The organism is Aeromonas sp. S16(2024), assembly GCF_041403065.1.
Taxonomy (GTDB): Bacteria; Pseudomonadota; Gammaproteobacteria; order Enterobacterales; family Aeromonadaceae; genus Aeromonas.
Genome location: NZ_JBGLQX010000003.1, coordinates 73,633 through 99,116, shown reverse-complemented (window position 1 = coordinate 99,116; position 25,484 = coordinate 73,633). Strand labels below are relative to the sequence as shown.

Sequence of the window (25,484 nt, the reverse complement as noted above, 5' to 3'; positions counted from 1 at the left end):
CTTATGTAACTATGTGCGGCATTAGAGCATGAGCTTAAAACAACCGATTGAAATGGATGTGACAGGAACGGAGGCAACACAGTGAGCGCACAGGTGTTAGTTATGCAGGAGAAGTTCGTGGAAAGAGTCTGGCTGAAGCGTTATCCAGAAGGGGTGCCCGCCGAGATCAATCCAGACCAATACGGCTCCCTGGTCGAGATGTTTGAAGAGTCGGTGGACCAGTTTGCCGACCAGCCCGCCTTCGTCAACATGGGACAGACCATTACCTATCGCCGGCTGGAAGAGCAGTCCCGTGCCTTTGCGGCCTACCTGCAAAACGAGCTCAAGCTCGGCAAGGGAGACAGGGTGGCGGTGATGATGCCGAACCTGCTGCAATACCCCATCGCCGTGTTTGGCATACTGCGGGCCGGCATGACGGTGGTCAACGTCAACCCGCTCTATACCCCGCGCGAGCTGGAGCACCAGCTCAAAGACTCCGGCACCAAGGCCATCGTCATCGTCTCCAACTTCGCCCATACCCTGGAGAAGGTGGTCTACGACACCCCGGTCAAGCACGTGATCCTGACCCGCATGGGGGACAACCTCGGCCTGGCCAAGGGCACGCTCGTCAATTTCGTGGTCAAGTACGTCAAGAAGCTGGTACCCAAATACAACCTCCCGCACGCCAGCACCATGCGCCAGGCCCTGGCCAAGGGGCGCTATCTGCAATACATCAAGCCCGAAATCAGCAACCAGGACATCGCCTTCCTGCAATACACAGGCGGCACCACGGGACTCTCCAAGGGGGCCATGCTGACCCATCGCAACATGATTGCGAACGTGGAGCAGTGCCTCGGTGTCTATGGCCCCGTGCTGGAGCGAGGCAAGGAGTTCGTGGTCACGGCGCTGCCGCTCTACCACGTGTTCGCCCTGACGGTGAACTGCCTGCTGTTCATGCGCCTGGGTGGCTACAACCTGCTCATCAGCAACCCCCGCGACATCCCGGGCTTTGTCAAAGAGATCAAGAAGTACCCCTTCACCTGCATCACCGGGGTCAACACCCTGTTTAACGCCCTGGTCAACAACGGTGAGTTCCAGAGCATGGACTTCTCCCGCCTCAAGCTCACCATAGGCGGCGGCATGGCGGTGCAGCGGGCGGTGGCCGAGCAGTGGAAGACGCTGACCCGGACCCCGCTGCTGGAAGGCTATGGCCTGACCGAGTGTTCACCCCTGGTGAGCGTCTGCCCCTACGATCTGGTGGATTACAACGGCTCTATCGGTCTGCCGGTCTGCTCCACCGAGATCCGGCTGGTGGATGACAAGGGGCAGGTTATCACCGAGCTGGGCGCCCCCGGCGAGATGCAGGTGCGCGGCCCCCAGGTGATGACGGGCTACTGGCAGCGTCCCGAGGCGACCGCCGAGGTGATGCAGGATGGCTGGCTCTGTACCGGTGACATCGCCGTGTGCGACGAGCAGGGCTTCTTCAAGATCGTCGATCGCAAGAAGGACATGATCCTGGTCTCGGGCTTCAACGTCTATCCGAACGAGATTGAAGACGTGGTGGCGCTCCATCCCAAGGTGCTGGAAGTGGCCGCCGTCGGCGTGCCTAACCCGGTTTCCGGCGAGCTGGTGAAAATCTTCGTGGTCAAGAAAGATGCAAAGCTGACAGAGGACGAGATAATTGCCCACTGCCGCAAACATCTGACTGCCTATAAGGTGCCGAAACTGGTAGAATTTCGCGACGAACTTCCCAAGACCAATGTGGGCAAGATCCTGCGGCGCGTGCTGCGCGACGAGGAGATTGCCAAGCAGTAACCGGCATGCACTGCTCTGCAGTCAAGCGCTGTCGTTATGCAAAACCGTGGGTCATGCCACGGTTTTTTCTTTCTGGGTCCCGACCAACGTGCAGGCAAAGATGCAATATCAACTCATTTCACAGCAAGCCGAACTGGAGCAGTATCTCGCTTCCCTGGCCGACGTTCCCCTGGCCATAGATACCGAATTCGTTCGCACCCGTACCTACTATCCCCAGCTCGGTCTGTTCCAGATCTATGACGGTGAACGCCTCGCCCTGCTGGATCCCCTGACCCTGGATCTCTCCGGCCTGTGGCAGCGGCTCGGCCGGGCAGGGCAGATCGCCATACTGCACGCCTCCGGTGAAGATCTGGAGCTCATCCAGCATCAGGCGGGCCACCTGCCCAACCAGATGCACGACACCCAGCTCGCGACGGCATTTCTGGGTTACGGCGTCTCGGTGGGCTTCGGCGCCCTGGTCAACGAGTTCCTCGGCGTGGAGCTGGAAAAGGATCAGGCCCGCACCGACTGGCTGGCCCGCCCCCTGACCGCGCGCCAGCTCGAGTACGCGGCGGCGGATGTCTTCTACCTGATGCCCCTCTACGAGAAGGTGATGGCCAGGCTGCATGAGAGCGGCAAGTTTGCCTGGTTCGAGCAGGAGTGCCAGAACCACTCCGCCCGCAAGACCCAGGGCAGCGATCCCCGTCAGGCCTACCTCGAGATCATCAACGCCTGGCAACTGGGTCGCCGTGAGCTGGCCATTCTGCGCGAGCTCGCCGCCTGGCGTCAGCAAGAGGCGGTGCGCCGGGATCTGGCCCTGAACTTCGTGGTGAAAGAGCTGCACCTGTTCAAGGTGGCGGAGCGTCGTCCGACCTCATTGCGGGATCTCAACGAGCTGGGGCTGGCCCCCATCGAGATCAAGATCCACGGCAAGCGGATGCTGGATATAGTGGCAGCCGCCCAGCAGAGCGATCCGGACAGCTGGCCAGAGCCCATTCGCCGGCTGGTGGACTTCCCCCAGTACAAGGCGGAGCTCAAGCGCATCAAGGCCATGGTGGAAGAGAAGGCCAAGGCCAGCAACATCCCGCCGGAGCTGGTGGCCAGCAAGAAGATCATCCACCAGTACTTCACCTGGAGCTGGCGCATGAGCGCCGAGGAGCGGGCGCGCGCCGACAAGCCCATGCTGCTGCAAGGCTGGCGTCATGAGCTGGTGGGACATCTGCTGGCCCAGTAACATGGGCATCCCGACGTCGTGGGTCGGAGCGCAGTACCTGAAGAAGGGGAGTCCATGACTTCCCTTTTTTTGTGTCCGTTGCAATCCGACCCGCCGGGTGAACAGGCATGAGCGCCCCTGGCGCCGGGGATCGGGCGGGCAAGGGAAGCGGGGAGGGGAGTCACAGATAAATGGCGGGCACAAAGGGTGCCCCCATCAGAGTTCGTGGGCGTGGAATCCCTTGCGATAACGGGTTTCGCAGCGCGGGCAGCGTTGCAGGCTGGGATCCTGATCCAGCTGGTCGATGGCGAGCGGCTCCTCGCAATCGGAGCAGAGGCCATAGAGACCCAGTTCCATCTGGCAGAGCGCGGCGTCGAGGCGTTTCAGCCGTGCCACGCTCGACTCCACCTTGGGCAAGTCGAGGCGACTGGTCAGATCCACCAGTTGATCCCGCTCGCAGCTTCCCACTTTTTGGGCCCAATCGTCACGACGACAGGCCTTGAGCTGAGCAATCAGCGCTTCTCTTGTTTGCGCCCAATCGGTCAGCAGGCGCTCACGCCATTCGGCCAACCGGGCTTGCGTCACTTCACACACAACAGCCCCCAAAGACGAGTGATAAAACTAGGCCAGTATAGGGAGGCGTGTGGATTATCAAGATGACATGAGTCAAGTAAAGGTCGGTTAGCTCACAGTTTTCGCGGCTTGCAGCAAGGCATCCCGGATAGGTCCCGTCTCCTTGTGTAGACGAATATCCTGAAAAAGTACCGTTGCCTGGGGATATTCACGCTTGAGATAGCTGAACCACTGCTTGATGCGGCTGGGATAGTAGTCGGCCTTCTCGCTCGCCAGATCCTGCTCGGTATAGCTCACCATCAGTTGCAGCACCTCGGCCCAGCTCATGTGGGCGCAGCCCGTCTTCATCACGTTGGCCAGGTTGGGCAGGGAGATGGCGCCGCGGCCCACCATGAGGGCATCGCAGCCAGAGACGCCGGCACAGGCGAGGGCATCTTTATGATCCCAGATCTCGCCATTGGCGGTCACCGGAATGGGCAGGGCGCGGCGGATGAGATCCACGTATTCCCAGTGCGCCGGCGCCTTGTAGCCTTCCCGCTTGGTACGGGCATGAACGGCCAGTTCATTGGCGCCCCCCTGATAGACCGCCTGGGCGTTGTCCATATAGAGTTCCTTGTCATCGTAACCCAGGCGGATCTTGGCGCTCACCGGCAGATGGGCAGGGACGGCTTCGCGCACCGCCTTGACGATGCGATAGACGGTCTCTGGCTCCTTGAGCAGCACGGCCCCCCCCTTGCTCTTGTTGACCGTGGGGGCAGGGCAGCCGAAGTTGAGATCGACCCCGGGGGAACCCAGCTCGATGGCGCGCACCGCATTCTCTGCCAGCCATTCGGGGTGCTGGCCCAGCAGTTGCACCCGCACCGGGGTGCCGGCACGGGTCTTGCCATCTTGCTTGAGTTCGGGCGCGATCCGATAAAACACCTTGGCGGGCAGCAGCTGATCGACGACCCGGATGAACTCGCTGACACAGAGGTCGTAATCGTTGACGGAGGTGAGTACCTCCCGCATCAGGTGATCCAGCACCCCCTGCATGGGGGCCAAAATAACGCGCATAGCTGCTTCCGAAGACAAGGGGAGAAAAAAGAGCGCAGATTGTAGTGGCAATGGCTGGCGTTGTCAGCCGTCTGCCCACTCGATGAGCCTAATCGACTGCCGCTGCATGGACCAGGCTGTCAGCTTTCGGGCCAACTCTGTTAGGCTAAAGGCAGAGATGCATTCAGAGGAGTACCCATGAAACGCTGGTGTCTGATGGCCCTGGGCTGGCTCGCCTTCGCCACCGGGATAGTCGGAATAGTCCTGCCCCTGCTGCCGACCACCCCCTTCATGTTGCTGGCGGCGGCCCTCTTTGCACGCTCGTCACCCCGTTTTCACCGCTGGCTGCTGGCGCACCCCTGGTTCGGGCCCCCCATCCATGACTGGCAGTTGTATCGCGGCATTCGGCGCCATGCCAGACGCCGTGCCATCGTCTTCATCCTGCTCTCCTTCTCGGTGTCGCTGCTGGTGGTGCCACTGCCCTGGGTGAGGCTGCTGCTGGTTGTCATAATGGTGATCCTGCTCACCTGGTTAATGCGTCTGCCGGTGCTGGAGCCAGTTGCAATGGAGAAGTGAAATCCCTAAGCTATTGCGGCAATAATGCTATGGAGTCGGCCTGTCATTTTTTGCATGACGGGCCTTTTTATTGCCCGCTGGCGGGCAGCGCAAGAGACGCCACGCCTGGGCTCAAAAATAAGCGGTCAAATAATGAATCCGGATACCCTGAAGTTTATCGAAGCGAGCATCAAGACCATTCCCGACTATCCGAAGCCGGGCATACTGTTTCGCGACATCACCAGCCTGATCGAGAACGCCGAGGCCTTCAAGGCCACCATAGATCTGCTGGCCGAGCATTATCGTGATCAAGGGATCACCAAGATCGTCGGCACCGAGGCCCGCGGTTTCATCTTCGGTGCCCCCGTGGCCTTCGCCATGGGACTGGGCTTCGTGCCGGTTCGCAAGCCTGGCAAGCTGCCCCGCGCCATCATCGAAGAGTCCTATGCCCTCGAGTACGGCACCGACACCCTGCAACTGCACACCGACGCCATAGTGCCCGGTGACAAGGTGCTGGTGGTGGACGATCTGCTGGCCACCGGCGGCACCGTCGATGCCACCGTCAAGCTCATTCGCCGCGCAGGCGGTGAAGTCGCCGATGCGGCCTTCATCATCTCCCTGCCGTCGCTGGGTGGTGATGCCCGCCTGACCGCCGCTGGCGTCAAGGTGGTCTCGCTGGTCGAGCTCGCCGGCGAGTAAGGCCCTCTGGCAGGCGGGCCTCGTCAACCCGCCAATGCCCCGAACCGGTGCCTGAACGGGCACCGGTTTGAAAATCAAGCGATCCCTCCCAAGGCGGCCGATAGCCCATACAGCCCGCCCTCCATTTGTGTTAGCATCCTGCCTCAATGCCTCGTTTTCCAGCATCGAGATCTATGAGCTATCAGGTTCTGGCGCGTAAATGGCGCCCCCATACGTTTGAACAAGTGGTTGGCCAGCAACATGTGCTGACCGCCTTGACCAATGCCCTGGATCAGGGACGGCTGCATCACGCCTACCTGCTGAGCGGCACTCGCGGGGTCGGCAAGACCACCATAGCCCGCATCCTGGCCAAGAGCCTCAACTGCGAGCAGGGGATCAGCAGCCACCCGTGCGGCGTATGCGACACCTGTCGCGAGATCGATCAGGGCAACTTCGTCGATCTGCTGGAGATCGATGCGGCGTCCCGCACCAAGGTGGAAGACACCCGCGAGCTGCTCGACAACGTGCAGTACCGCCCGGCCCGCGGCCGCTTCAAGGTGTACCTCATCGATGAGGTGCACATGCTGTCGCGTCACAGCTTCAATGCGCTGCTCAAAACCCTGGAAGAGCCGCCTCCCTATGTGAAGTTCCTGCTGGCCACCACGGATCCGCAGAAGCTCCCCATCACCATCTTGTCCCGCTGCCTGCAGTTCCACCTCAAAAGCCTGGATCAGACCCAGATCGCCAGGCAGCTGGAATGGGTGCTGGATCAGGAAGGTCAGCCGTTCGAGCCCCGCGCCCTGCTGGCCCTGGCCAAGGCGGCCGACGGCAGCATGCGCGATGCCCTGAGCCTGACGGATCAGGCGCTGGCCCATGGCAACGGCAGCGTGCGCCTCGACAGCGTGCTGACCATGCTGGGCACCCTCGATCACCACCACCTGCACCAGTTGCTGGAGGCTGTGCTGCGCCAGGATGCCACGGCCACCATGGCCAAGATCACCGAGATCGCCACCCTGGGGCCGGATTTCGATCAGCTGCACGCCGAGCTGGAAGCCTTGCTCCATCGGGTCGCCATGGCCCAGCTGCTCCCTGCCAGCGTGCAGGAGCAGGGGGCGGATGCCGATGCCTTGCTGCAGCTGGCGGGGGCCATGAGCCCGGAAGAGGTGCAGCTCTGCTACCAGATAGTGCTGGGGGGGCGCAAGGATTTGCCCTGGGCGCCCGATGGCCGCACCGCGCTGGAGATGACCTGCCTGCGGATGCTGGCCTTCTCACCGCGCCGCGAGGCGGTGCATCCCGCCAATCTGAGTGCCTTGCCCGTCTCCATGGGCGCGCAGCCCGGGGCGGGGAGGGAGGCCGTATCGGCCCTGCCGGGAAAGCCGTCAGGGGCTGAGCCAGCCCCGCATCAGGCCGCAACGGCGGCCAGCACGGCCGTGCCCGCAGCCCTGGCGCCGACAGCGCCGCTCTTGGCGGTTCAGGCAGACGAACCGGCTGCCGGCGACGATGAGGCCAGCGCTGCCCTCTTTGCCGAGCAGCAAGAGCTGCTGCAAGCCGCCCAGCAGATGGGCTACGAGGCGCAGCCGATGCAGCCTGAGCCCCAGATCGGTGGCGCGCCCCGGACTCAGGAAGCGCAGCCCCTTGAACCCGAGCAGCCTGTCTCCTCCCATGAGGCGGCCCTGCCGACGGCGGCTCCTGCTATAGCGCCTGAACCCGAGGCGGCCCCCTCGGCGGCCTCCAGCATGCAGAGCCTGCTGGGCAAGCGCAATCTGCTGCGCAGCCGGCTGCGGGGCGACACCGGGGCGGCGACCGTCTCTGCCCCTCCCAGGGCGACGCCGAGCAAACCGGCTGCGCCCGTGGCCACGGCCGCCGTGCAACCAGTGGCGCCAGCGCCCTCTGTGCCTGCCAGGCAGGCCGCTGCGGCGCCCGCCTATGCCGGGCCCATGCCGGGCTATGAAGATTTGCCGCCGCTTGATGCCTATGACGACAGTGGCAGCGATTACGAGGAATATCTGAGTCAGGGCTTCGGCGACGGGCCGGCCAGCGCCCCCGCAGCGCAAGCGGCGCCAAGGCCCAGTGCAGCGCAGAAGGCCCATCCCGCCTCGGATGACCTGCCCCCCTGGGATCTGGACGGCGCACCCGCCAGGGCCGCCGCTGCTACCGTCGCTGCTGTACCGGCAACGCCGGTTGCGACGCCTCTGTCTGTGCCCGAAAATGCCGTGCCCGACAACGCGCAGCCAACGACGGCTCAGGTGATGGAGACCATCGACTGGGATGAGCTGGAGAGTGACGCCCAGCCGCAGGAGGGGGAGGAGATCGCTCGCCTGATCCCCTCTTCCCTGCTGGTCAATTGCGGTGACCCCTGGGCCGAGCTCATCGCCCGCACCGGGGTCGGTGGCCGGCTGCGCCAGCTCGCCATCAACTCTGTGATGACCCGACAAGGGGAGCTGGTGTCCCTGGTGCTCAAGCCGGAGCAGCGCCATCTGGTCAGCGACAGAGCCCTGGCCGATCTGGCCGGGATCATAGGTCCGGAGTTCGGACAGGCGGTGCGTGTCGAGGTGACCCTGGGCACGGATCCGGCGCGGGAGACGCCGCTCGAGATCGAGCATCGCCTCTATCTGGGGGTGCGTGAGCAGGTGAGCCGGGATCTGGCAGACGATCCCAATGTGCAGTTCCTGCAGCAGCGCTTCGGCGCCGTGCTCCATCCCGAGAGCATCGAGCCCTTGAGCCGTTGAGCGCGATGAGTTAAATCCCATGCCGGGACCCGAGTCCCGGTTGAAAAATATTTTGGCTGCCCCCATATCCGGGGTAGAACAAGCCCACAGCCCGGCGCTGGATGCCGGATTTCAAGACGAGAGACGACCTATGTTTGGTAAAGGTGGAATGGGTAACCTGATGAAACAGGCCCAACAGATGCAAGAGCGCATGCAGAAGATGCAAGAGCAGCTGGCTCAGATGGAAGTCGTCGGCGAAGCCGGCGCCGGCATGGTCAAGGTCACCATGGCCGGCAGCCACAGCGTGCGCCGTATCGAGATCGATCCCAGCCTGATGGAAGATGACAAGGAGATGCTGGAAGATCTGGTCGCCGCCGCCGTCAACGACGCCGTGCGCCGGGTGGAAGAGCAGAACAAGAGCAAGATGGGCGAGCTGACCGGTGGCATGCAACTGCCCCCTGGCTTCAAGATGCCGTTCTAAGGGACCAGCCCGTATCCGCTGCCCCGCCTCTGACGAGGGGGAATGTGAAAAGGCCAGAGCCATGCTCTGGCCTTTTGCATGTCAGCCATCCCGGGCGCTGCCGCACAGGGGTCATGGCGAGAGCGGCGCACGCTCTTGCATCAGGGGGGCGAAGCCCTCGACCAGGTGGTCTATCAGGGCGCGCACGGCGGGCAGCAGGCCGCGCCGGGAGGGGAAGACAGCGTGGATCACCTCCTGGCGCGGTGCCCAGTCCGGGAGCAGGCGCACCAGCCGGCCATCGGCCAGGGGGTCGCCCATCATCATGGTGGGCAGTTGCACGACGCCGAGCCCGTCGATCGCCCCCTGGCGCAGGGTCTGCATATCGGTGGTGGCAAAACGGGGGCTATGGTGCTGTTTGACGCGAGCCCCCTGGGGGCCGAGCAGGGTCCAGTGATGACCCTCCAGGCTGGCGCCGTGGCCCAGGCTTGGCCATGACAGCAGGTCGGCGGGGGCCCGGGGCGTACCCAGCGTCGAGAGCAGGGCCGGGCTTGCCACCAGGCACTGGCTGGCATAGCCCAGCACCCGCATGGCCAGATCGCTGTCATCCAGGGGCTGTGGTCGTACCCTGATCGCCATGTCCAACCCCTCCGCAACCAGATCCACCGCCCGGTTGACCCCGACCAGCTGCACCTTGACGTTGGGATGGGCCAGGGCGAAGGTGACCAGCATACTGCCTACATGGGCGTGCAGCAGGTCGATGGGGCAGGCGATGCGCACCAGACCGCAAGGTTCGCTCTGGGTGGCGGCGATGAGATCCTGCGCCGCATCGGCCTCCACCAGCATGGCCCGGCAACGGGCGTAGTAGGCCTGCCCGAGTTCGGTGACGGTGAAGCTGCGGGTGGAGCGCTGAATGAGGCGTACCCCGAGGCGCTCCTCCAGCATGGCGATGCGGCGGCTGAGCTTGGATTTGGGCATGCCGAGCGCCCTGCCGGCCTGGGCAAAGCCCCCGTGATCCACCACCTGGACGTAGTAATAGAGGTCGTTGAGATCCTGATGCATGGGTTTATCGTTCACAAAATAGGACGCTGAGGACAAATTTTACGTCTACCGGGCGCAGTGTTCCAGATCCACAATGCGACCAACGGCACATCTCGTGACGATCACCTTGGAGAGCATCATGAAAAGAGTCATCGGTATCTACAGCGCCCCTCGTCAACACTGGGTCGGCGACGGCTTCCCGGTTCGCTCGCTGTTCTCGTATCAGAGCCATGGCCGGGCGCTCAGCCCCTTCCTGTTGCTGGACAGGGCCGGCCCGGCGCACTTCGAGCCCGCCAATCATGCCAGAGGGGTGGGGGAGCACCCGCACCGTGGCTTTGAAACTGTCACCCTCGTCTATGAGGGGGAGGTCGCTCATCGCGACTCGACCGGGCAGGGCGGGATCATAGGGCCGGGGGACGTGCAGTGGATGACGGCGGCGTCCGGCATCATGCACGACGAGTTTCACTCGCCGGCATTCACCCGTGCTGGCGGCACTCTCGACATGGTGCAGTTGTGGGTCAACCTGCCCGCCAAGCACAAGATGTCGGCCCCCGGTTATCAGAGCATCACCAGCGACATCATCCCGGAGGTGATCCTGAAGGAGGGGGACGGGCGGGTGCGCATCATCGCCGGGAACGATGCCGGGTTGCAAAGAAACGAGGTGCAGGGGCCTGCCCGCACCTTCTCGCCCATGAACATCTGGGATCTGCGGCTCAAGGCCGGGGCCAGCCTGGTACTGCCGGCGGTGGATGGCTGGAATACCGCCGTCGTGGTGCTGAAGGGCTCAGTGCTGATCAATGGTCAGGAGCAGGCTGGCGAGGCGCAGCTGGTGCTGCTGGATCCCAGCGGTGGGGAGTTCATGCTCGACGCCAACAGCGATGCCACCCTGTTGCTGCTGAGCGGTGAGCCCATCGACGAACCCATAGTGGGTTATGGTCCCTTCGTCATGAACAGCGAGGCAGAGATCCACCAGGCGATAGACGACTTCAACAGTGGCCGCTTCGCCGCCATCTCCCCTTGAGACGATCCCCGAGAAAAAACAAAGCGCCTGATGGCGCTTTGTCTATTTGATAACGTCAACCTAGCTGAGCCAGCCCATCGCCATGGCCAGCCGGCCGCACAGGGCCGCCAGCAGGATGCCAAGCAGGGTGCGCAGCAGCCAGATCACCACCAGTTGCCCCAGGCTCACCGGGATCTTGGTGGCCAGGATGCAGGGGATGGAGGCGGAGAAGAAGAGCACCGAACTCACCGAGACCACGGCGGTCACATAGCGCACCAGCAGGTCCGCATCCTTGAGCAGGATGGCGGGCAGGAACATCTCAGCGAGCCCCGCCGAGAGCGATCTTGCGGTCTCCAGCGGTTCCCCCAGATCCAGCAGCCAGGTGAGGGGCCACAACAGCCAGCCCAGCAGATCGAACAGCGGCGTGTGCTGAGCCAGCAGCAGCCCAAGCAGGCCGACGGACAAGATGGTGGGCACCACGGCGGCGGCCATGTAGAGGCCATCTTTGAAGTTGTCCTGCAACTGCCGCAGCACGGGATCCGCCTGGCTGGACTGGGTGAGCCCGGAGGCGAGCGCCGCTTGCCAGCGGCTCATGCCTGCCGGCAGCGGCTCGTCGGTCTCGCCTTGGTGCGCCATGGTGCTGATGGGAGGAACCCGGGCCAGGATGGCGGTGATGACGAAGGTGATCACCAGGGTGGACCAGAAGTAGAAGTTCCAGTGCCCCATCAGGTTGAGGGTCTTGGCCACGATGATCATGAAGGCGGCGGAGACGGTGGAGAAGCCGGTGGCGATGATGACGGCTTCCCGTACCGTGTACTTGCCCGCGAGGAAGACCCGGTTGGTGATGAGCAGGCCCACTGAGTAGCTGCCGACGAAGGAGGCGACCGCATCGATGGCGGAGTGGCCCGGCGTGCGCCAGAGGGGGCGCATCACCGGCTGCATCAGCACGCCGATAAGCTCAAGCAGGCCGAAGCCGAGCAGGAAGGTGAGGGCCATGGCGCCGATGGGCACGATGAGCCCCACCGACATGGCCAGCTTGTCAAAGAGGAAGGGCAGGCGATCCGGCGTCATCAGCCAGGCGGGGCCCCAGCCTGCCACATACATGATGGCCAGCCCCAGCCCGAGCAGCTTGAACAGGCTCAGCACCCTGTCGATGGGGCGGGCGCGCCAGCGACCATCCAGCAGCGGGCTGATGGCGCCATAGGCGATCAGCAGCAGGATCAGCCCCAGGGCGAGCGGGCGTTGCGCCATCAGAAAGCCCGCCAGGTGATCCACCAGTATGGTGCTGCGGCCCGCGAGCTCGAAGGGCACGAAAAAGATGGCGATGCCGAGCACACTGGTCAGCAGCAGCTTGATGCCAGCCCCTGAGCGGGCAGGGGCGGTAAGTGCGTGTTCAGGTTCCATTTCCTCTCCTTGTGATCCACATGGTTCAACTCCCTTGATGACGAGTATTTGTATATACAATATCTCTCAAGACCCAAAATGGAAACAATAAAGACACCAAAGTGCAACAACTCTGAGTGAGAGGTTCTTATGAATCTTGATTCTGAGGCGGCATGGTGGGCAAGGGAGCGACTCGCTACCAGGTCGTGGCAGCCTTGCCGCTCAAGGTGTGAGCCTGGGCAAGGGGGCTGATACGCAGTAGGGAGCAGACAGAGGGGCGAGATTAAAGATGTTCCATAACGACCAAAAAAGCGGAAAACCTGAGCCCGGATTTAAACATTTTCACGGCCCTCATTGAGGGAGGCTTTCTTATAACTATTTATGAATTGGTCATAAAGCCTTTGTTCATTTGACTACTTTTCGAGTATCTCATTGCAGAGTAAGATGCCACTTCAATAAAAATAAGAATTAGGAGTTCGGGTGTGAAGGCATTAGAGAAAGAAAGGATATCGCCCTATATCAGCCAGTTATACGAGTGCGGTATTAATGATTCTGACATTAAGTTGGTGGTGGACCAATTTCGCGCCGATCTGTCCGGCAGTTCATCCCTGTTTTTATTGCGGGATGATGACAAGAGCGACGGAATAAAGCTCTTCTCCAGCGGCTTGACCGAGGCCCAGCAGCAATTTTATGTGCAGCACCATCGCCAGGATGTGTGGTTCAATCACTATCTGGACAAGGGCTGCCAGGGGATTGTCAGCGCCAATACCATCTCCAGCTCGGTGGGGCTGCTGGCCAGCTTCGGTGCCCAGTTTGCGGCGGGCGGCGTCTGCCGGGTGAAGGGGCGGGGTCTCAGCTCGCTGTGCAGTTACCGCGGCGCCACCCAGTATGACTTCAACAGCCGGGATCTCACCTCCTTGACAGAGATCTATTCCGGTCTGGCCGCCTGGAGCCACCATTACTGGAACCTGCTGGCCCTGGAAACCCAGAACTATCAACTGCAGCAACTGGTGAAAAACCATAATAAGCCCAGCGCCATCATAGATGACAAGGGGCATATTCATTATTCCAATGTGGCGTTCAACCGCATCGCCGATGAAAATGTGGAATTGCGGGCGGTCAACGGTATTTTCTCTTTGCAAAATAAGGAGCAGCAACGCCAGCTCAAGGAGACCTTGAATGGCTTTGCCTATTTGCTGCCAGGCGCCAGCGCCTATATGTCCATTCCCCGCCAGTCCAATCTCAGGCCGCTGCTGATCCAGTGCACCCTGATGAGCGGACTCAGCCGCTTCGAGCGCTATGTGGAAGTGGTATTGCGCGATCCCGAGCACTCCTTCAACCCGGATATCGAAGCGCTGGCCAGCCTCTATCCCCTCACCATTGGCGAGAAGGAACTGCTGGTGCTGATGAGCAAGGGCTACAGCAGCAACGACATCGCCGAACTGCGCGGCGTCAAGGTGGAAACCGTCCGCTCCACCCTCAAGGGGGTGTTCAAGAAGACCGACTGCCACAGCCAGAACGAGCTGCTGCTGTTGCTGCAATCCATCTCCTGATAGGCACGAGCTATGCTTGGAGTGAGCTGGGCATAGTGCCCGGCTCGCGCCTCCCGTCGGGAGGCCTGTCGGGGGAAGCGTCATGGAATCACTCAAGGCAAGGGATTATATGCAGACCAAGCCCATCACGTTCAGCGCGGACATGATGGTGCAAAATGCGGTCACCAAGTTTCTCAACAGTCATCAGCTCGGCGGCCCCGTGGTGGACAGCCAGGGGCACCTGATTGGCTGGGTGTCCGAGCAGGATTGCATTGCCGTCATGTTGAAAGAGGCCTATCACTGCGAACAGGTGGCCCAGGTCAAGGATGTGATGCGCAAGGAGGTGCTGGCCGTGGGGCCAGACACCAGCATTCTGGATCTGGCGGAGATGATGATGGGCCAAAAGCCGAAGATCTATCCGGTGGTGGAGGAGGGTCGCCTGCTCGGGGTGATCAGCCGACACAACGTGATGCAGGCCATTCACGCCCAGCTTGGTACCTGCTTCGTGCATCAGGCCAGGGTCTGATCCGGTTTTGCCGGATCATCGGGAGCAGGCCGGGTGCCTGCTTTTTTTATTGCCCGCCGCGCCTTTGAACCTGGCAGGTGCCGCTTTAAGGCTTGCACCGCCCCCGCTCGCTCTTTAGGATCGCTCCCAGCTAATCGATATGGCCCCTCTGGGCACTTATTTAAGGAATTCCTACCTTGTCTCTCTCTATCGAGGCGCTGCGCCGCCGTCTCTCTGCCTGCATGAACCTCGACGCCCGCCGCCTCTCCAGCCGTCTGCACGGGGTCAAGAAGCTGCCCGAGGCCAAACAGGCCGCCGTGCTGGAGACCATTGCCGCCGATCTGGATGTTGCCCAGGCGCGTTACCAGTCCCGCTTGGCCGGTGTACCCAAGGTGACTTATCCGGACAACCTGCCGGTCAGCCAGAAGCAGGCAGAGATCGCCAAGGCGATCAGTGAGCATCAGGTGGTGATCATCGCGGGCGAAACCGGCTCGGGCAAGACCACCCAGATCCCCAAGATTTGCCTCTCGCTCGGGCGCGGGGTGAAGGGCTATATCGGCCACACCCAGCCGCGGCGTCTGGCGGCCCGCACCGTGGCGGCCCGTATTGCCGAAGAGATGGAGTCCGAGCTTGGCCACTACGTGGGTTACAAGGTGCGCTTTACCGATCAGGTGAGCGAGCAGACCCACATCAAGCTGATGACCGACGGTATCCTGCTGGCGGAGATCCAGCACGACCGGATGCTCACCCAGTACGACACCATCATCATCGATGAGGCCCACGAGCGCAGCCTCAACATCGACTTCATCCTGGGCTACTTGAAGCAATTGCTGCCAAAGCGCCCGGATCTCAAGGTGATCATCACCTCGGCCACCATAGACCCCCAGCGCTTCTCCCGCCATTTCAACCAGGCGCCCATCATAGAAGTCTCCGGTCGCACCTACCCGGTGGAGGTGCGCTATCGCCCGCTGTTTGCTGATAAAAAGAGTGGCGACAAGAGCGAGGGGTTGGAGGAGCGCGACGAGCTGCAGGGCATCTTCGATGCAGTCGAAGAGCTGGCTAGAGAAGGATTAGGAGACATCCTTATCTTCATGAACGGCGAGCGGGAGATCCGCGACACCGCCGATGCCCTGCGCAAGCTGAACCTGCGCGATACCGAGGTGCTGCCGCTCTACGCCCGCCTCTCCAACGCCGAGCAGAACAAGGTGTTCCAGCAGCACGCCGGCCGGCGCATCGTGCTCGCCACCAACGTGGCGGAGACTTCGCTGACGGTGCCGGGCATTCGCTACGTGATCGATCCGGGTACCGCCCGCATCAGCCGCTACTCCTGGCGCACCAAGGTGCAGCGCCTGCCCATAGAGCCGGTCTCCCAGGCCAGCGCCAACCAGCGTAAAGGGCGTTGCGGTCGGGTGGCGGACGGTATCTGTATCCGCCTCTACTCGGAGGAGGATTTCAACAACCGTCCGGCCTTTACCGACCCCGAGATCCTGCGCACCAACCTGGCCTCCGTCATCCTGCAGATGCTGGCGCTCGGCCTTGGCAACATGGAGGCCTTCCCGTTCGTCGAGCCGCCGGAGTCGCGTCATATCAAGGATGGCCTGACCCTCCTGAAAGAGCTGGAGGCAGTCAAGGAGTTGCCCGGCACCCGTGATCAGGAGCCCAAACTGCAGCTGACCGAAACCGGTCGCCAGCTGTCTCGCATTCCTCTCGATCCACGGCTTGCCAAAATGGTGATCACAGCGGCGCAAACCGGCTGTCTGAGCGAGGTCATGGTGATCACCGCCGGCCTCAGCATCCAGGATCCCCGCGAGCGGCCCATGGAGAAGAAGCAGGCCGCCGACGAGCAACACAGACGCTTCGAGGACAAGGATTCCGACTTCCTCGCCTTCGTCAATCTGTGGAATTACCTGAAAGATCAGCAGGATGCCCTTGGCAGCAACCCCTTCCGCCGCATGTGCCAGAAGGAGTTTCTCTCCTACTTGCGGGTACGGGAGTGGCAAGACATTCACTTCCAGCTGCGGCAGACGGTGAAAGAGCTCGGCTTTAAAGCCAACCATGAACCTGCGGATTTCAAGACGGTGCACTGCGCCCTGCTGACGGGGCTGCTCAGCCATATCGGCAACAAGGATCTGGAGAAGCCCGAATTCCTTGGGGCTCGCAACGGTCGCTTCCACCTGTTCCCGGCCTCGGGTCTGTTCAAGAAGCCGCCCAAGTGGGTGATGGCCGCAGAATTGGTGGAGACTTCCCGCCTCTACGCCCGCATCAACGCCAAGATCGAGCCGGAGTGGGTGGAGCCGCTGGCGGCGCACCTCATCAAGCTGCACCACAGCGACCCCCATTGGTCGAAGAAAAACGGCGCCGTCATGGCCAAGGAGAAGGTGACCCTCTACGGCCTGACCCTGGTCAACGAGCGCACCATCAACTTCAGTCGCATCGATCCGGCCCAGTGCCGCGAGCTCTTCATTCGCCGCGCACTGGTGGAGGGGGACTTCGAGACCCGCCACCGCTTCTTTGGCGAGAACCGCAAGCTCCTGGCCGAGGTGGAGGCGCTGGAGCACAAATCCCGTCGTCGTGACATCCTGGTGGATGACGAGGATCTGTTCCGCTTCTACGATGCCCGTTTGCCGGAAGAGGTGATCTCCGCACGTCACTTCGACAAGTGGTGGAAGGAGGCGCAAAAGCAGGATCCCGAGCGGCTGAACTTCGAAAAAGAGATGCTGATGAAGGGGGATGCGGCCCACATCAGCGATCTCGACTACCCCAACTTCTGGCAGCAGGGGCGACTCAAGCTCAAGCTGACCTACCAGTTCGAGCCGGGGGAGGCCGCCGATGGCGTCACCCTGCATATTCCGCTGCCGCTGCTCAACCAGGTGGAAGTCAAAGGGTTCGAGTGGCTGATCCCCGGGCTGCGTCATGAACTCTTGGTGGCCCTCATCAAGTCGATGCCAAAGCCGATGCGCAAGAACTTCGTGCCGGCGCCGAACTACGCCGATGCGCTGCTCGCCACCCTCAATCCCGAGCAGGGGCCGCTGCTGGACGAGATGGAGCGTCAGCTGCGCCGCATGACAGGTGTCACAGTGCCCCGGGAAGCCTGGGACTGGGCATCGGTGCCCGATCACCTGAAACTCACCTTCCGGGTGGTGGACGACAAGCACAAGCCCATCGCGGAAGGCAAGGATCTGGAGGCACTGAAAGAGTCGCTGCGCGGCAAGGTGCAGGAGACCCTCTCCCAGGTGGCGGACGACGATATCGAGCAGTCGGGCCTCACCCTGTGGAGCTTTGGCGAGTTGCCGAAGGAGTACAGCCAGAAGCGCAGCGGCTTCGAGGTGAAGGCCTATCCGACCCTGGTGGATCAGAAAGACTCGGTCGCCATCCAGCTGGTGGAGAGCCCGGTGGCCCAGCAGCAGCTGATGTGGGCGGGGCAACGCCGGCTGGTGCTGCTCAACGTGCCATCCCCCATCAAATATCTGCAGGAGAAGCTGCCGAACAAGGCCAAGCTCGGGCTCTACTTCAACCCGTTTGGCAAGGTGGCCGAGCTGATTGACGACTGCATCGCCTGTGGCTGTGACAAGCTCATCGAGCAGCACGGCGGCCTGGCCTGGGACGAGGCCGGTTTCGAGGCGCTCAAGGAGTTTGTCCGTGCCGAGCTAAACGATGCGGTGGTAGAAGTGGCCAAACAGGTAGAAGCCGTGCTGACCCTCTCCCATGAGATCAAGAAGCGGCTCAAGGGCAAGATGCAGCTCGATACCGCCTTTGCCATGTCCGACATCCAGCAGCAGCTGGGCAACCTCATCCACAAGGGGTTCGTGACCGAGACTGGCTGGCAGCGGCTGCCTGACTTGCTGCGCTATCTGCGGGCCATCGAGCGTCGCCTGGAGAAGCTGGCCATCGATCCCAACCGGGACAGGGTCCATATGCTCAAGGTGCAAAGTGTCGAGAGCGACTACAAGGCGCTGCTTGCCAAGACGCCTAAATCCCAGCCGATCCCCCCTGAGGTGGCCAATATCCGCTGGATGATAGAGGAGCTGCGGGTCTCCTTCTTCGCCCAGCAGTTGGGGACGCCGTACCCCATCTCGGATAAACGGGTGCAGAGCGCCATCGCCCAGTGCTAAGCTGCTATCTATCTGTTTTCTGAGCCATAGTGTGACGAAGAGCGTGGCGAAGAGTGTGGCGATAAGAGCAAGGTAACAAGGTAAGCGCAGGAAGGGAGGCCGTCATATGCTGGGGATCTGGTTGGGGGTTGCGCTGGTCAACATCAGCGGCTATCAGCCCATTGCGGAGCAAACCTGGGTGCAGCTCAACCCGGAGTTCTATCCGGTGCACAGGGCCGTGCCTCCCATCTTTGTGGCCTGGCGGGGCAACCAGTTCCCGCCGCTCGCACAGAAGAAGAAGAACGGCCACTGGCAGATCCTGTTTCCTGCCCGTCTGGTGCCCCCCTTCGATCTGTTCGAAGGGGAGGCCCAGCTCTCCAAGGCCTATCTGGCCAGGCTCAAACGCATCGATGAGATGGCCTATGGCATGGCCCCCCATTCGGCCGTGCAGCCCATAGCCAGCGGCTCACCCTCCTCTCTGGATCAGGGGGGTACAGCCTTTATCGCCGAGTTCTCCTTGCCGGGATCCAGTGCGGGGAGGGGACGGATGCCCCAGAGCGAGCCGCTGCTGGCCAATTTGATGGGGCGGGCGGCGCCCATCCCCCAGGGGACTCCCGTTCAGATAGGGGCCGTGCAGATCGCTGCCATCGGCCAGGGGGCCGAGAGGACCACGCTGACCCTGTCCGCGACCGCAGCGGGAGGGGCGTCGCGAGTCTGTCATCAGGTGGCTGCGGGGGAGACGCTCTGGCGCATCGCCAGCCAGCTCCAGGCACAGGGGGGCAACGGGTCTGATACCTACAGCTATCTGCTGGCGCTGGTGGAGGAGAATCGCCCCGGGATGGGCAAGGGGATAAGGGTACAGACCGGCCAGCGTCTCTACTGCCCCAAGGCCGAGACCCTGGCCCAGTTTGACGCCATGAGCCCGGCCCAGCGCCAGCAGCAGTTTGCCCGTCTGGAGCAGGGGCGCTGAGCCGCGTTTGGATAAGATCTGATGCCGCTGTGGGGAGGCGCGAATGGCGGGTCGCTCGTCCCTTGTATCCACCCCGGGCCCATGCTAGTATTCGCGCTCGTTTTGCGAGGTGCTGACCGGTCGCAGTCAACACCATATATTCATCTTAAAAGAGATAACCACTATGTCTTTCGTATTCCAAGCTGAAGTCCGTTCTGACCTGGGGAAAGGTGCGAGCCGCCGCCTGCGTCATGCTGACCAAGTTCCTGCCATCGTTTACGGTGCAGGCAAAGAAGCCGTGTCCGTTACCCTGGACCACAAAAAGCTGATCCTGGCCCAAGAGAAGCCGGAGTTCTACTCCTCCGAGCTGACCCTGGTCATCAACGGCGAAGAAGTAAAAGTAAACGTCAAGGCGATCCAACGTCACCCGGTACGTTACAAGCTGGTTCACCTGGACTTCGTTCGCATCTAATTGCGTCTGTCCGGTTGAATGAAAAGCCACTCCTCGGAGTGGCTTTTTGCATTCTGGCGTTCTTGCCTTGGCATGAAAGAGGGTGACCCCGGGGTCACCCTCTCGTCATTTCCCTCTCTACCAGACCGGCTGGCTGAGGTAGGGATTGCTCGACTTCTCGCGACCCAAGGTGGAGCTGGGGCCATGGCCGGGCACGAAGACGATGTCATCCCCAAGGGGCAGCAGGGTCTCGGTGATCGACTTGATAAGCGTCCCGTGATCACCACGAGGGAAGTCGGTGCGGCCTATGCTGCCGGCAAAGAGCACGTCCCCCACCCAGGCGAGCCGCTCGGCCTGGCAGAGCAGCACTATGTGCCCAGGGGTGTGGCCCGGGCAGAAATAGACCTCCAGCTCGCAGTGGCCCAGCTGCACCTTGTCGCCTTGCTCGAGCCACTGGTCGGGGCTAAATGCCGGGGTATGAGCGAAGCCGAACATCTGGCTCTGCTGGGGCAGCATGTCGAGCCAGAAGGCATCCTCCCTGTGGGGGCCAGTGATGGTGACGCCGGTCTTCTCCCGCAGCTCTGCGGCGGCGCCCACGTGATCCAGATGGCCGTGGGTCAGCAGTATATGGGTCAGGGTCAGCCCCCGTTTGGCGATGGCCGCCAGCAGTTTGTCCGCCTCGCCACCGGGGTCGATCAGCGCCGCCTGATGGGTCTCGTCACACCAGATGAGGGAGCAGTTCTGGGCAAACTGGGTGACCGGGATCACCTCGAACTTCAGCATGTGGGACTCTCCTGAGGGATCTGACGGGCGTGCTGCTCGGCGAAGTAGGCGAGGCAGGCCTGCTTGTCACCGCGAAACTGGATCCGCTCGCGCTTGTTGTTCAGCTGATAGAGGTACATGGGGTCATAGTAGCGGGTCAGCAGCAGGCGGATCCAGGCGAGGTGCAGCGCGGTATCCCCCGTGCTGGCCTGCTCCTTGAGTGCGGCCTGCATCAAGCCATCCAGCTCCCGGTGATCCTTGTCCCCCAGGCGCTTCTTGAGGCGCGCCAGGGCATCGGTCAGGTAGCCGGCAAACAGCGGCCAGCCCGCCTCGCTGCCGTGCATCTCCAGATAGCGTTGCCAGAGATCCTGCACATAATCCACCCGGATCTGCTCGGCTCTCTCCTCCTGAGGCACCTCCACCACCACCAGAGGCGCCTGGCACATGGCCTCATAGAGGCTATGGGGCAGGGCGCAGCGACCGATGAGACGGCTCTCGTCCTCCACCACAAAGGCATGTTCGCCCTTATGGCGGCGCTTGAGCAGCTCTATGGCCAGCCGGTTCTCGAAGTTGATGTTGCTGGGCTGGCCCCCCGGCAACTGGCCAAAGGAGGAGCCCCTGTGATGGGCGTGGCCTTCCAGATCCACCGACTGGGCAATCTTGGCCAGCATGTGGGTCTTGCCGGAGCCTGTCATGCCGGTCAGCACGCCCCAGTGGCACTGGGCGCTGGCGCTCTCCAGGGTATCGATGAGGAAGCGGCGCAGCTCCTTGTAGCCGCCGGCCACCCGTGGGCGGATGACGCCCGCCTCAGACAGCCACTGCTGCACCGTCTGCGAGCGCAGGCCGCCGCGAAAACAGTAGAGCAGGGCATCGGGCTGCTGGCGCAACTGCGCCAGCCATCCTTCAATACGGGCGGCGCGCACGGCGCCCCCCACCAGCTTGTGGCCGAGTTCGATGGCCGCCGCCTGGCCCTGCTGCTTGTAACAGGTACCCACCTGGGCGCGTTCATCATCCGTCATCAGCGGCAGGCTGACGGCGTTGGGAAAGGCCCCTTCCTGGAATTCGACGGGGGCGCGCAGATCGATGAGGGGGACATCTTCCAGGAAGATGCGCGCCAGGTTTGTTTCGAGCGGCAGTTCACTCATCGCGCATCCCCCCGACAGGCCGGCACAGTCTGGGCAACAAATCGCAGCGCACTCATTGGAGGACCTCGATAAAACGCGTGCCATCCAGTGGCTGCAAGCGGCCAATGGGGGAGAGGCTCAGCCCGGCCTGCTCGGCAATGGCGAGGAATTCGGCCTCGGTTTCCTGACCGACGGCCACCAGCAGGCCGCCGCTGGTCTGGGGATCGCACAGTATGTTGCGGGTGCGATCACTCATGGCATCGAGCTTGTGACCATAGGAGTCGTGGTTGCGCAGGGTGCCGCCCGGCACGCAGCCCTCATTCAGGTAGTGATCCACCTCATCCAGCAGGGGGAGCGCCTTGAAGTCGAGGCGGGCGCACACCCCTGATCCTTCGCACATCTCCAGCAGGTGGCCGGCCAGCCCAAAGCCGGTGACGTCCGTCATGGCGTGCACGCCGGGCAGGGCCGCAAACTGCTGGCCAATCTTGTTGAGGGTGCACATGGCCTCGGGGGCCAGCTGCTCGTGCTCGGGTTTGAGCTTGCCCTTCTTCTGGGCCGTGGTGAGGATGCCGATGCCAAGGGGCTTGGTGAGATAGAGCACATCACCCACCTTGGCGGTGTCGTTCTGCTTGATGGCACCCAGCGGCACTATGCCGGTCACCGCCAGGCCGAAGATGGGCTCGGGGGCATCGATACTGTGGCCACCGGCGAGCGAGATGCCCGCCTCGTGACACACCTGACGACCGCCGTCGATCACCTGCTGGGCCACTTCAGGCGCCAGCGTATTGATGGGCCAGCCGAGGATGGCGATGGCGACGATGGGCTTGCCGCCCATGGCATAGATGTCGCTGATGGCATTGGTGGCGGCGATGCGGCCGAAGGTGAAGGGATCGTCGACGATGGGCATGAAGAAGTCGGTGGTGGAGACGATGCCCTGACCGTTGCCGATATCCACCACGGCGGCGTCATCCTTGCTGCTGTTGCCGACGATCAGGGTCGGGTCGTCAAAGCCCGGGATCTGGCTCTTCAAAATGGTGTCGAGCACCTTGGGGGAGATTTTGCACCCACAGCCAGCGCCGTGGCTGTACTGGGTCAGACGAATGGAAGACATACTTACCCCTTGTTTGTGCACCTTGTGCAGAGGCTCGGTGGAGCCGTCAAATGCGCGCCTCAGGAGCGCTGAATAAGGATGGCCTTGGCTGCCTCGGGAGGCAGCGATGCCAGACAGTCACGCAGGGCTGCCGGACAGGACGGGGGAGGAGGAGCGACATGGTGCGCCAGAGCAGCCCCGCCAAGGGCCACAGGACGGGGCATTATGCCACAAGCGCCCCCTTGGGTTCGAACTGGAATTTCTGCCAGCGCGCATCCGGCTGGCAGAAATGAGCGCTGTGCGGCTCTTTCGTCAACCTGCCTGCTCCATCACGGGTTGACGAACCTTGCCTATGCGGCGCAGACGCCGTTGCAGCGGCCGCTCCAGCAGGCTGTAACTCAAGGCAGAGAGGCCGATCAGCACCGCCAGCATCAGCAGGGTGGCCAGCACTCCCAGCAGGGGATTGGTCTGGGCATACCACCACTCGGTGAGCTCCGGCGCCAGATAGTGGATGAGCTCGCAGCCGGTGAGCAGCACCAGCGCATGGAGCAGATAGATGGAGTAGGAGAGATCCCCCAGCCAGTTGGTGATGCGGTTATCAAACAGACGCAACAACGGGCTCTGGCGCTCCCTCTGGGAGGCGGCAATCCAGATCAGCAGCACGTAAGCACCTATCAGCAACAGGGTCCGCTGCGGCGTCATGGTGAACTGCATCAACAGGAAGGGCAGCACAAAGGCGATCAAGAGCGGCAGATCCCGTTGCATCATGGGCAAGGATTGCGCGGCCCTGACCCTTGGCAGCAACCAGAGCCCGAGCACGAATTCACTCACCCCCCGTCCCACCGCCAGTGCCCCGCTGGTGACATCCAGGGTGCCCCGGCTGTGCACGATAAAGGCCAGTACCGTCAGCGCCAGCAGGGGGGCGAGATGGCTCCAGCGACTGCGGGTCACGGCAAGGGGTATAAGCAGCGGGAACAGCAGATAGCTTATCCACTCCACGCTCAGGGACCAGGCGGCGAAGTTCCAGGTCAGCCCCTGATCCGTCACCACCTGCATCAGCAGCAGGGCGCTTGGCAGTGCTTCGGCCGGGGTGAAGGGGGAGCCGAAGGGCGGCATGCCCTCCCACTCCCACATCTTGAACAGGGGGCCGGCATAGAAGCCCACCCCGTGCCGGGCCTTGTAAAGCTCCCAGCCCACCAGCAGCACCAGGGTCACGAAATAGAGGGGGTAGACGCGGGTCAGCCGCAGCCAGAGAAAGCGGCCATAGCCTATGCGGCGAGGGCTTGTGAAGGCCTCCCCGTAGACATGAGCCAGCACCAATCCGCTCAAAATAAAGAAGAGATCGACCCAGAGGTAGCCGTTTTCGATGAGTTGGGTGTGGCCTGCGATGGACTCCATCCACTGGGGAAAGAGCAACAGGCGGGCATGGAACAGCACCACCATCAGGGCAGCGATGCCCCGCAGCGGCGTCAACAGCGGCAATGATTGATTCATGACGGTATCCCTTGCGATGTTCAGCTTGGCCTGACATCGATTTTGTTGTTGTACGGGGGCATCAAGCTGATGCCCCCGCAGCCTGGACTCATGCTGGTCACAGGCGGGATCACACTACTGAAAAGAGAGTCATACGGATGTGATTTTCGTCATGAATGTGCGTTTTTTACGCAAAAACAGCCAGTTGTATGGGGGCAAGATCAGGGGGAGGCGCGGGGATCTAGACTAGGAATGTCTTCTATCTGATCGCAAGGAGCACACCCGATGAAACTCTATGCCCATCCATTTTCGTCCTACAGCCAGAAGGTGCTTGTCGCCCTCTACGAGAATGACGTCGCGTTTGATTACCTCAACCTGGAGGCGGCGACGGTGAAGGCCGAACTCGCCAACCTCTGGCCCCTCAAGCGCTTTCCGGTACTGGTGGATCAGGGGCGCACCCTGATAGAAAGCAGCACCATCATCGAATATCTCCAATGCGCTCATCCCGGCCCCCATTGTCTGGTGCCCGCGGGGGAGGACGGGATCGAGGTTCACATGCTCGATCGCCTGTTCGACAACTATGTGATGACGCCCATGCAGAAGGTGGTGTTGGACAGGATGCGCCCGGCGGGGGATCACGACGGCTACGGCGTTGTCCAGGCCCGGGAGATGCTGGACAAGATTTACCCCTGGCTGGACGAGCGCCTTGCCGGACGCACCTGGGCGGCGGGGGAGGCGTTCACCCTGGCCGATTGCGCCGCGGCTCCCTCGCTCTTCTATGCCGACTGGGTCCATGAGATCCCGCCCGCCCTCACCAGGCTGCGTGCCTACCGCGCGCGTCTGCTGGGCCACCCCTCCATAGTCCGGGTGGTGGATGAGGCGAGACCCTATCGCCACTACTTCCCCCTGGGGGCGCCGGCCCGTGATTGATCCGGGCGCGAGATCCCGGCAGAAGGCCGCGAACCCAGCACTGATGCCGGACGGGGGAAATGGTCGGGAGAGGGGTGAATAGTGTTTTATGCATAGTAATGAGTTTTGATGCGATATTGTCTGATATTTCCCCGAGGATTTTCCAATCTGTGTGATTTTATTTT

At 62.2% G+C, this 25,484-nt stretch carries 21 protein-coding genes; 13 read left to right on the top strand and 8 right to left on the bottom strand.

Features of this window, described 5'->3' with window-relative positions:
* Positions 1-117 precede the first annotated feature (117 nt).
* Complete coding sequence (gene fadD, locus ACB030_RS03550) at positions 118-1,794, top strand: long-chain-fatty-acid--CoA ligase FadD (RefSeq protein WP_371158265.1); 1,677 nt, start codon at positions 118-120, stop codon at positions 1,792-1,794.
* Positions 1,795-1,894: 100 nt separating this feature from the next.
* Positions 1,895-3,007, top strand: a complete 1,113-nt coding sequence (rnd, locus tag ACB030_RS03545; RefSeq protein ID WP_371158059.1) for a ribonuclease D — start codon at positions 1,895-1,897, stop codon at positions 3,005-3,007.
* Between the two features lie 195 nt (positions 3,008-3,202).
* Here the strand turns inward: rnd and ACB030_RS03540 are convergent, their stop codons facing one another.
* Both ACB030_RS03540 and dusC read right to left on the bottom strand, forming a co-directional pair.
* Positions 3,203-3,571 carry a conjugal transfer protein TraR gene (locus tag ACB030_RS03540; RefSeq protein WP_205641784.1) on the bottom strand — a complete coding sequence of 123 codons (369 nt, stop codon included), beginning with the start codon at positions 3,569-3,571 and terminating at the stop codon, positions 3,203-3,205.
* Positions 3,572-3,667: 96 nt separating this feature from the next.
* Positions 3,668-4,612: a tRNA dihydrouridine(16) synthase DusC gene (gene dusC / locus ACB030_RS03535; protein WP_371158057.1), complete on the bottom strand. Its 945-nt coding sequence runs from the start codon at positions 4,610-4,612 to the stop codon at positions 3,668-3,670.
* Positions 4,613-4,789: 177 nt separating this feature from the next.
* Between dusC and ACB030_RS03530 the strand changes: the two genes are divergently transcribed.
* The 4 genes from ACB030_RS03530 (at position 4,790) to ACB030_RS03515 (ending at position 9,013) form a co-directional block, all read left to right on the top strand.
* Positions 4,790-5,167, top strand: coding sequence for a YbaN family protein (locus ACB030_RS03530; RefSeq protein WP_042650169.1), 378 nt, complete (start codon positions 4,790-4,792; stop codon positions 5,165-5,167).
* A gap of 132 nt (positions 5,168-5,299) precedes the next feature.
* A complete protein-coding gene (gene apt, locus ACB030_RS03525; RefSeq protein WP_042650168.1) occupies positions 5,300-5,845 on the top strand; it encodes an adenine phosphoribosyltransferase in 546 nt (181 codons plus the stop codon).
* A gap of 173 nt (positions 5,846-6,018) precedes the next feature.
* Complete coding sequence (gene dnaX / locus ACB030_RS03520; protein WP_371158054.1) at positions 6,019-8,553, top strand: DNA polymerase III subunit gamma/tau; 2,535 nt, start codon at positions 6,019-6,021, stop codon at positions 8,551-8,553.
* Between the two features lie 130 nt (positions 8,554-8,683).
* Complete coding sequence (locus tag ACB030_RS03515; protein WP_011706069.1) at positions 8,684-9,013, top strand: YbaB/EbfC family nucleoid-associated protein; 330 nt, start codon at positions 8,684-8,686, stop codon at positions 9,011-9,013.
* Positions 9,014-9,124: 111 nt separating this feature from the next.
* Here the strand turns inward: ACB030_RS03515 and ACB030_RS03510 are convergent, their stop codons facing one another.
* A complete protein-coding gene (locus tag ACB030_RS03510; RefSeq protein ID WP_371158052.1) occupies positions 9,125-10,051 on the bottom strand; it encodes a LysR family transcriptional regulator in 927 nt (308 codons plus the stop codon).
* A gap of 118 nt (positions 10,052-10,169) precedes the next feature.
* Between ACB030_RS03510 and ACB030_RS03505 the strand changes: the two genes are divergently transcribed.
* A complete protein-coding gene (locus ACB030_RS03505; RefSeq protein ID WP_371158050.1) occupies positions 10,170-11,051 on the top strand; it encodes a pirin family protein in 882 nt (293 codons plus the stop codon).
* Between the two features lie 60 nt (positions 11,052-11,111).
* Here ACB030_RS03505 and ACB030_RS03500 read toward each other — a convergent pair whose 3' ends face one another.
* Positions 11,112-12,434, bottom strand: coding sequence for a YjiH family protein (locus tag ACB030_RS03500; protein WP_371158048.1), 1,323 nt, complete (start codon positions 12,432-12,434; stop codon positions 11,112-11,114).
* 461 nt (positions 12,435-12,895) lie between these two features.
* Here ACB030_RS03500 and ACB030_RS03495 point away from each other — a divergent pair, with 461 nt between their 5' ends.
* From ACB030_RS03495 to rplY, 5 genes are all read left to right on the top strand, one after another.
* On the top strand, positions 12,896-13,966 hold the full coding sequence (locus ACB030_RS03495) for a helix-turn-helix transcriptional regulator (protein WP_371158046.1): 1,071 nt from the start codon (positions 12,896-12,898) through the stop codon (positions 13,964-13,966).
* A gap of 82 nt (positions 13,967-14,048) precedes the next feature.
* Positions 14,049-14,471 (top strand): CBS domain-containing protein, encoded by a 423-nt coding sequence (locus ACB030_RS03490; protein ID WP_205641779.1) that lies wholly within the window; start codon positions 14,049-14,051, stop codon positions 14,469-14,471.
* A 176-nt stretch (positions 14,472-14,647) separates the two neighbouring features.
* Positions 14,648-18,562 (top strand): ATP-dependent RNA helicase HrpA, encoded by a 3,915-nt coding sequence (gene hrpA / locus ACB030_RS03485; RefSeq protein WP_371158044.1) that lies wholly within the window; start codon positions 14,648-14,650, stop codon positions 18,560-18,562.
* A gap of 106 nt (positions 18,563-18,668) precedes the next feature.
* Entirely contained in the window at positions 18,669-19,511 is an 843-nt protein-coding gene (locus tag ACB030_RS03480) for a hypothetical protein (protein WP_371158042.1), read from the top strand.
* 163 nt (positions 19,512-19,674) lie between these two features.
* Positions 19,675-19,962, top strand: a complete 288-nt coding sequence (gene rplY / locus ACB030_RS03475; protein ID WP_025326956.1) for a 50S ribosomal protein L25 — start codon at positions 19,675-19,677, stop codon at positions 19,960-19,962.
* 117 nt (positions 19,963-20,079) lie between these two features.
* Here the strand turns inward: rplY and ACB030_RS03470 are convergent, their stop codons facing one another.
* From ACB030_RS03470 to ACB030_RS03455, 4 genes are all read right to left on the bottom strand, one after another.
* On the bottom strand, positions 20,080-20,724 hold the full coding sequence (locus ACB030_RS03470) for an MBL fold metallo-hydrolase (protein WP_371158039.1): 645 nt from the start codon (positions 20,722-20,724) through the stop codon (positions 20,080-20,082).
* Positions 20,718-21,848, bottom strand: coding sequence for a tRNA 2-selenouridine(34) synthase MnmH (mnmH, locus tag ACB030_RS03465; protein ID WP_371158037.1), 1,131 nt, complete (start codon positions 21,846-21,848; stop codon positions 20,718-20,720). Before mnmH ends, ACB030_RS03470 begins: the two co-directional genes overlap by 7 nt.
* 52 nt (positions 21,849-21,900) lie before the next feature.
* On the bottom strand, positions 21,901-22,938 hold the full coding sequence (selD, locus tag ACB030_RS03460; protein WP_371158035.1) for a selenide, water dikinase SelD: 1,038 nt from the start codon (positions 22,936-22,938) through the stop codon (positions 21,901-21,903).
* Positions 22,939-23,229: 291 nt separating this feature from the next.
* The gene (locus tag ACB030_RS03455) at positions 23,230-24,411 is read right to left on the bottom strand and encodes an acyltransferase family protein (RefSeq protein ID WP_371158033.1); all 1,182 of its coding nucleotides are present in this window, start codon (positions 24,409-24,411) and stop codon (positions 23,230-23,232) included.
* A 264-nt stretch (positions 24,412-24,675) separates the two neighbouring features.
* Here ACB030_RS03455 and ACB030_RS03450 point away from each other — a divergent pair, with 264 nt between their 5' ends.
* Positions 24,676-25,320, top strand: coding sequence for a glutathione S-transferase family protein (locus ACB030_RS03450; RefSeq protein WP_371158031.1), 645 nt, complete (start codon positions 24,676-24,678; stop codon positions 25,318-25,320).
* Positions 25,321-25,484 lie beyond the last annotated feature (164 nt).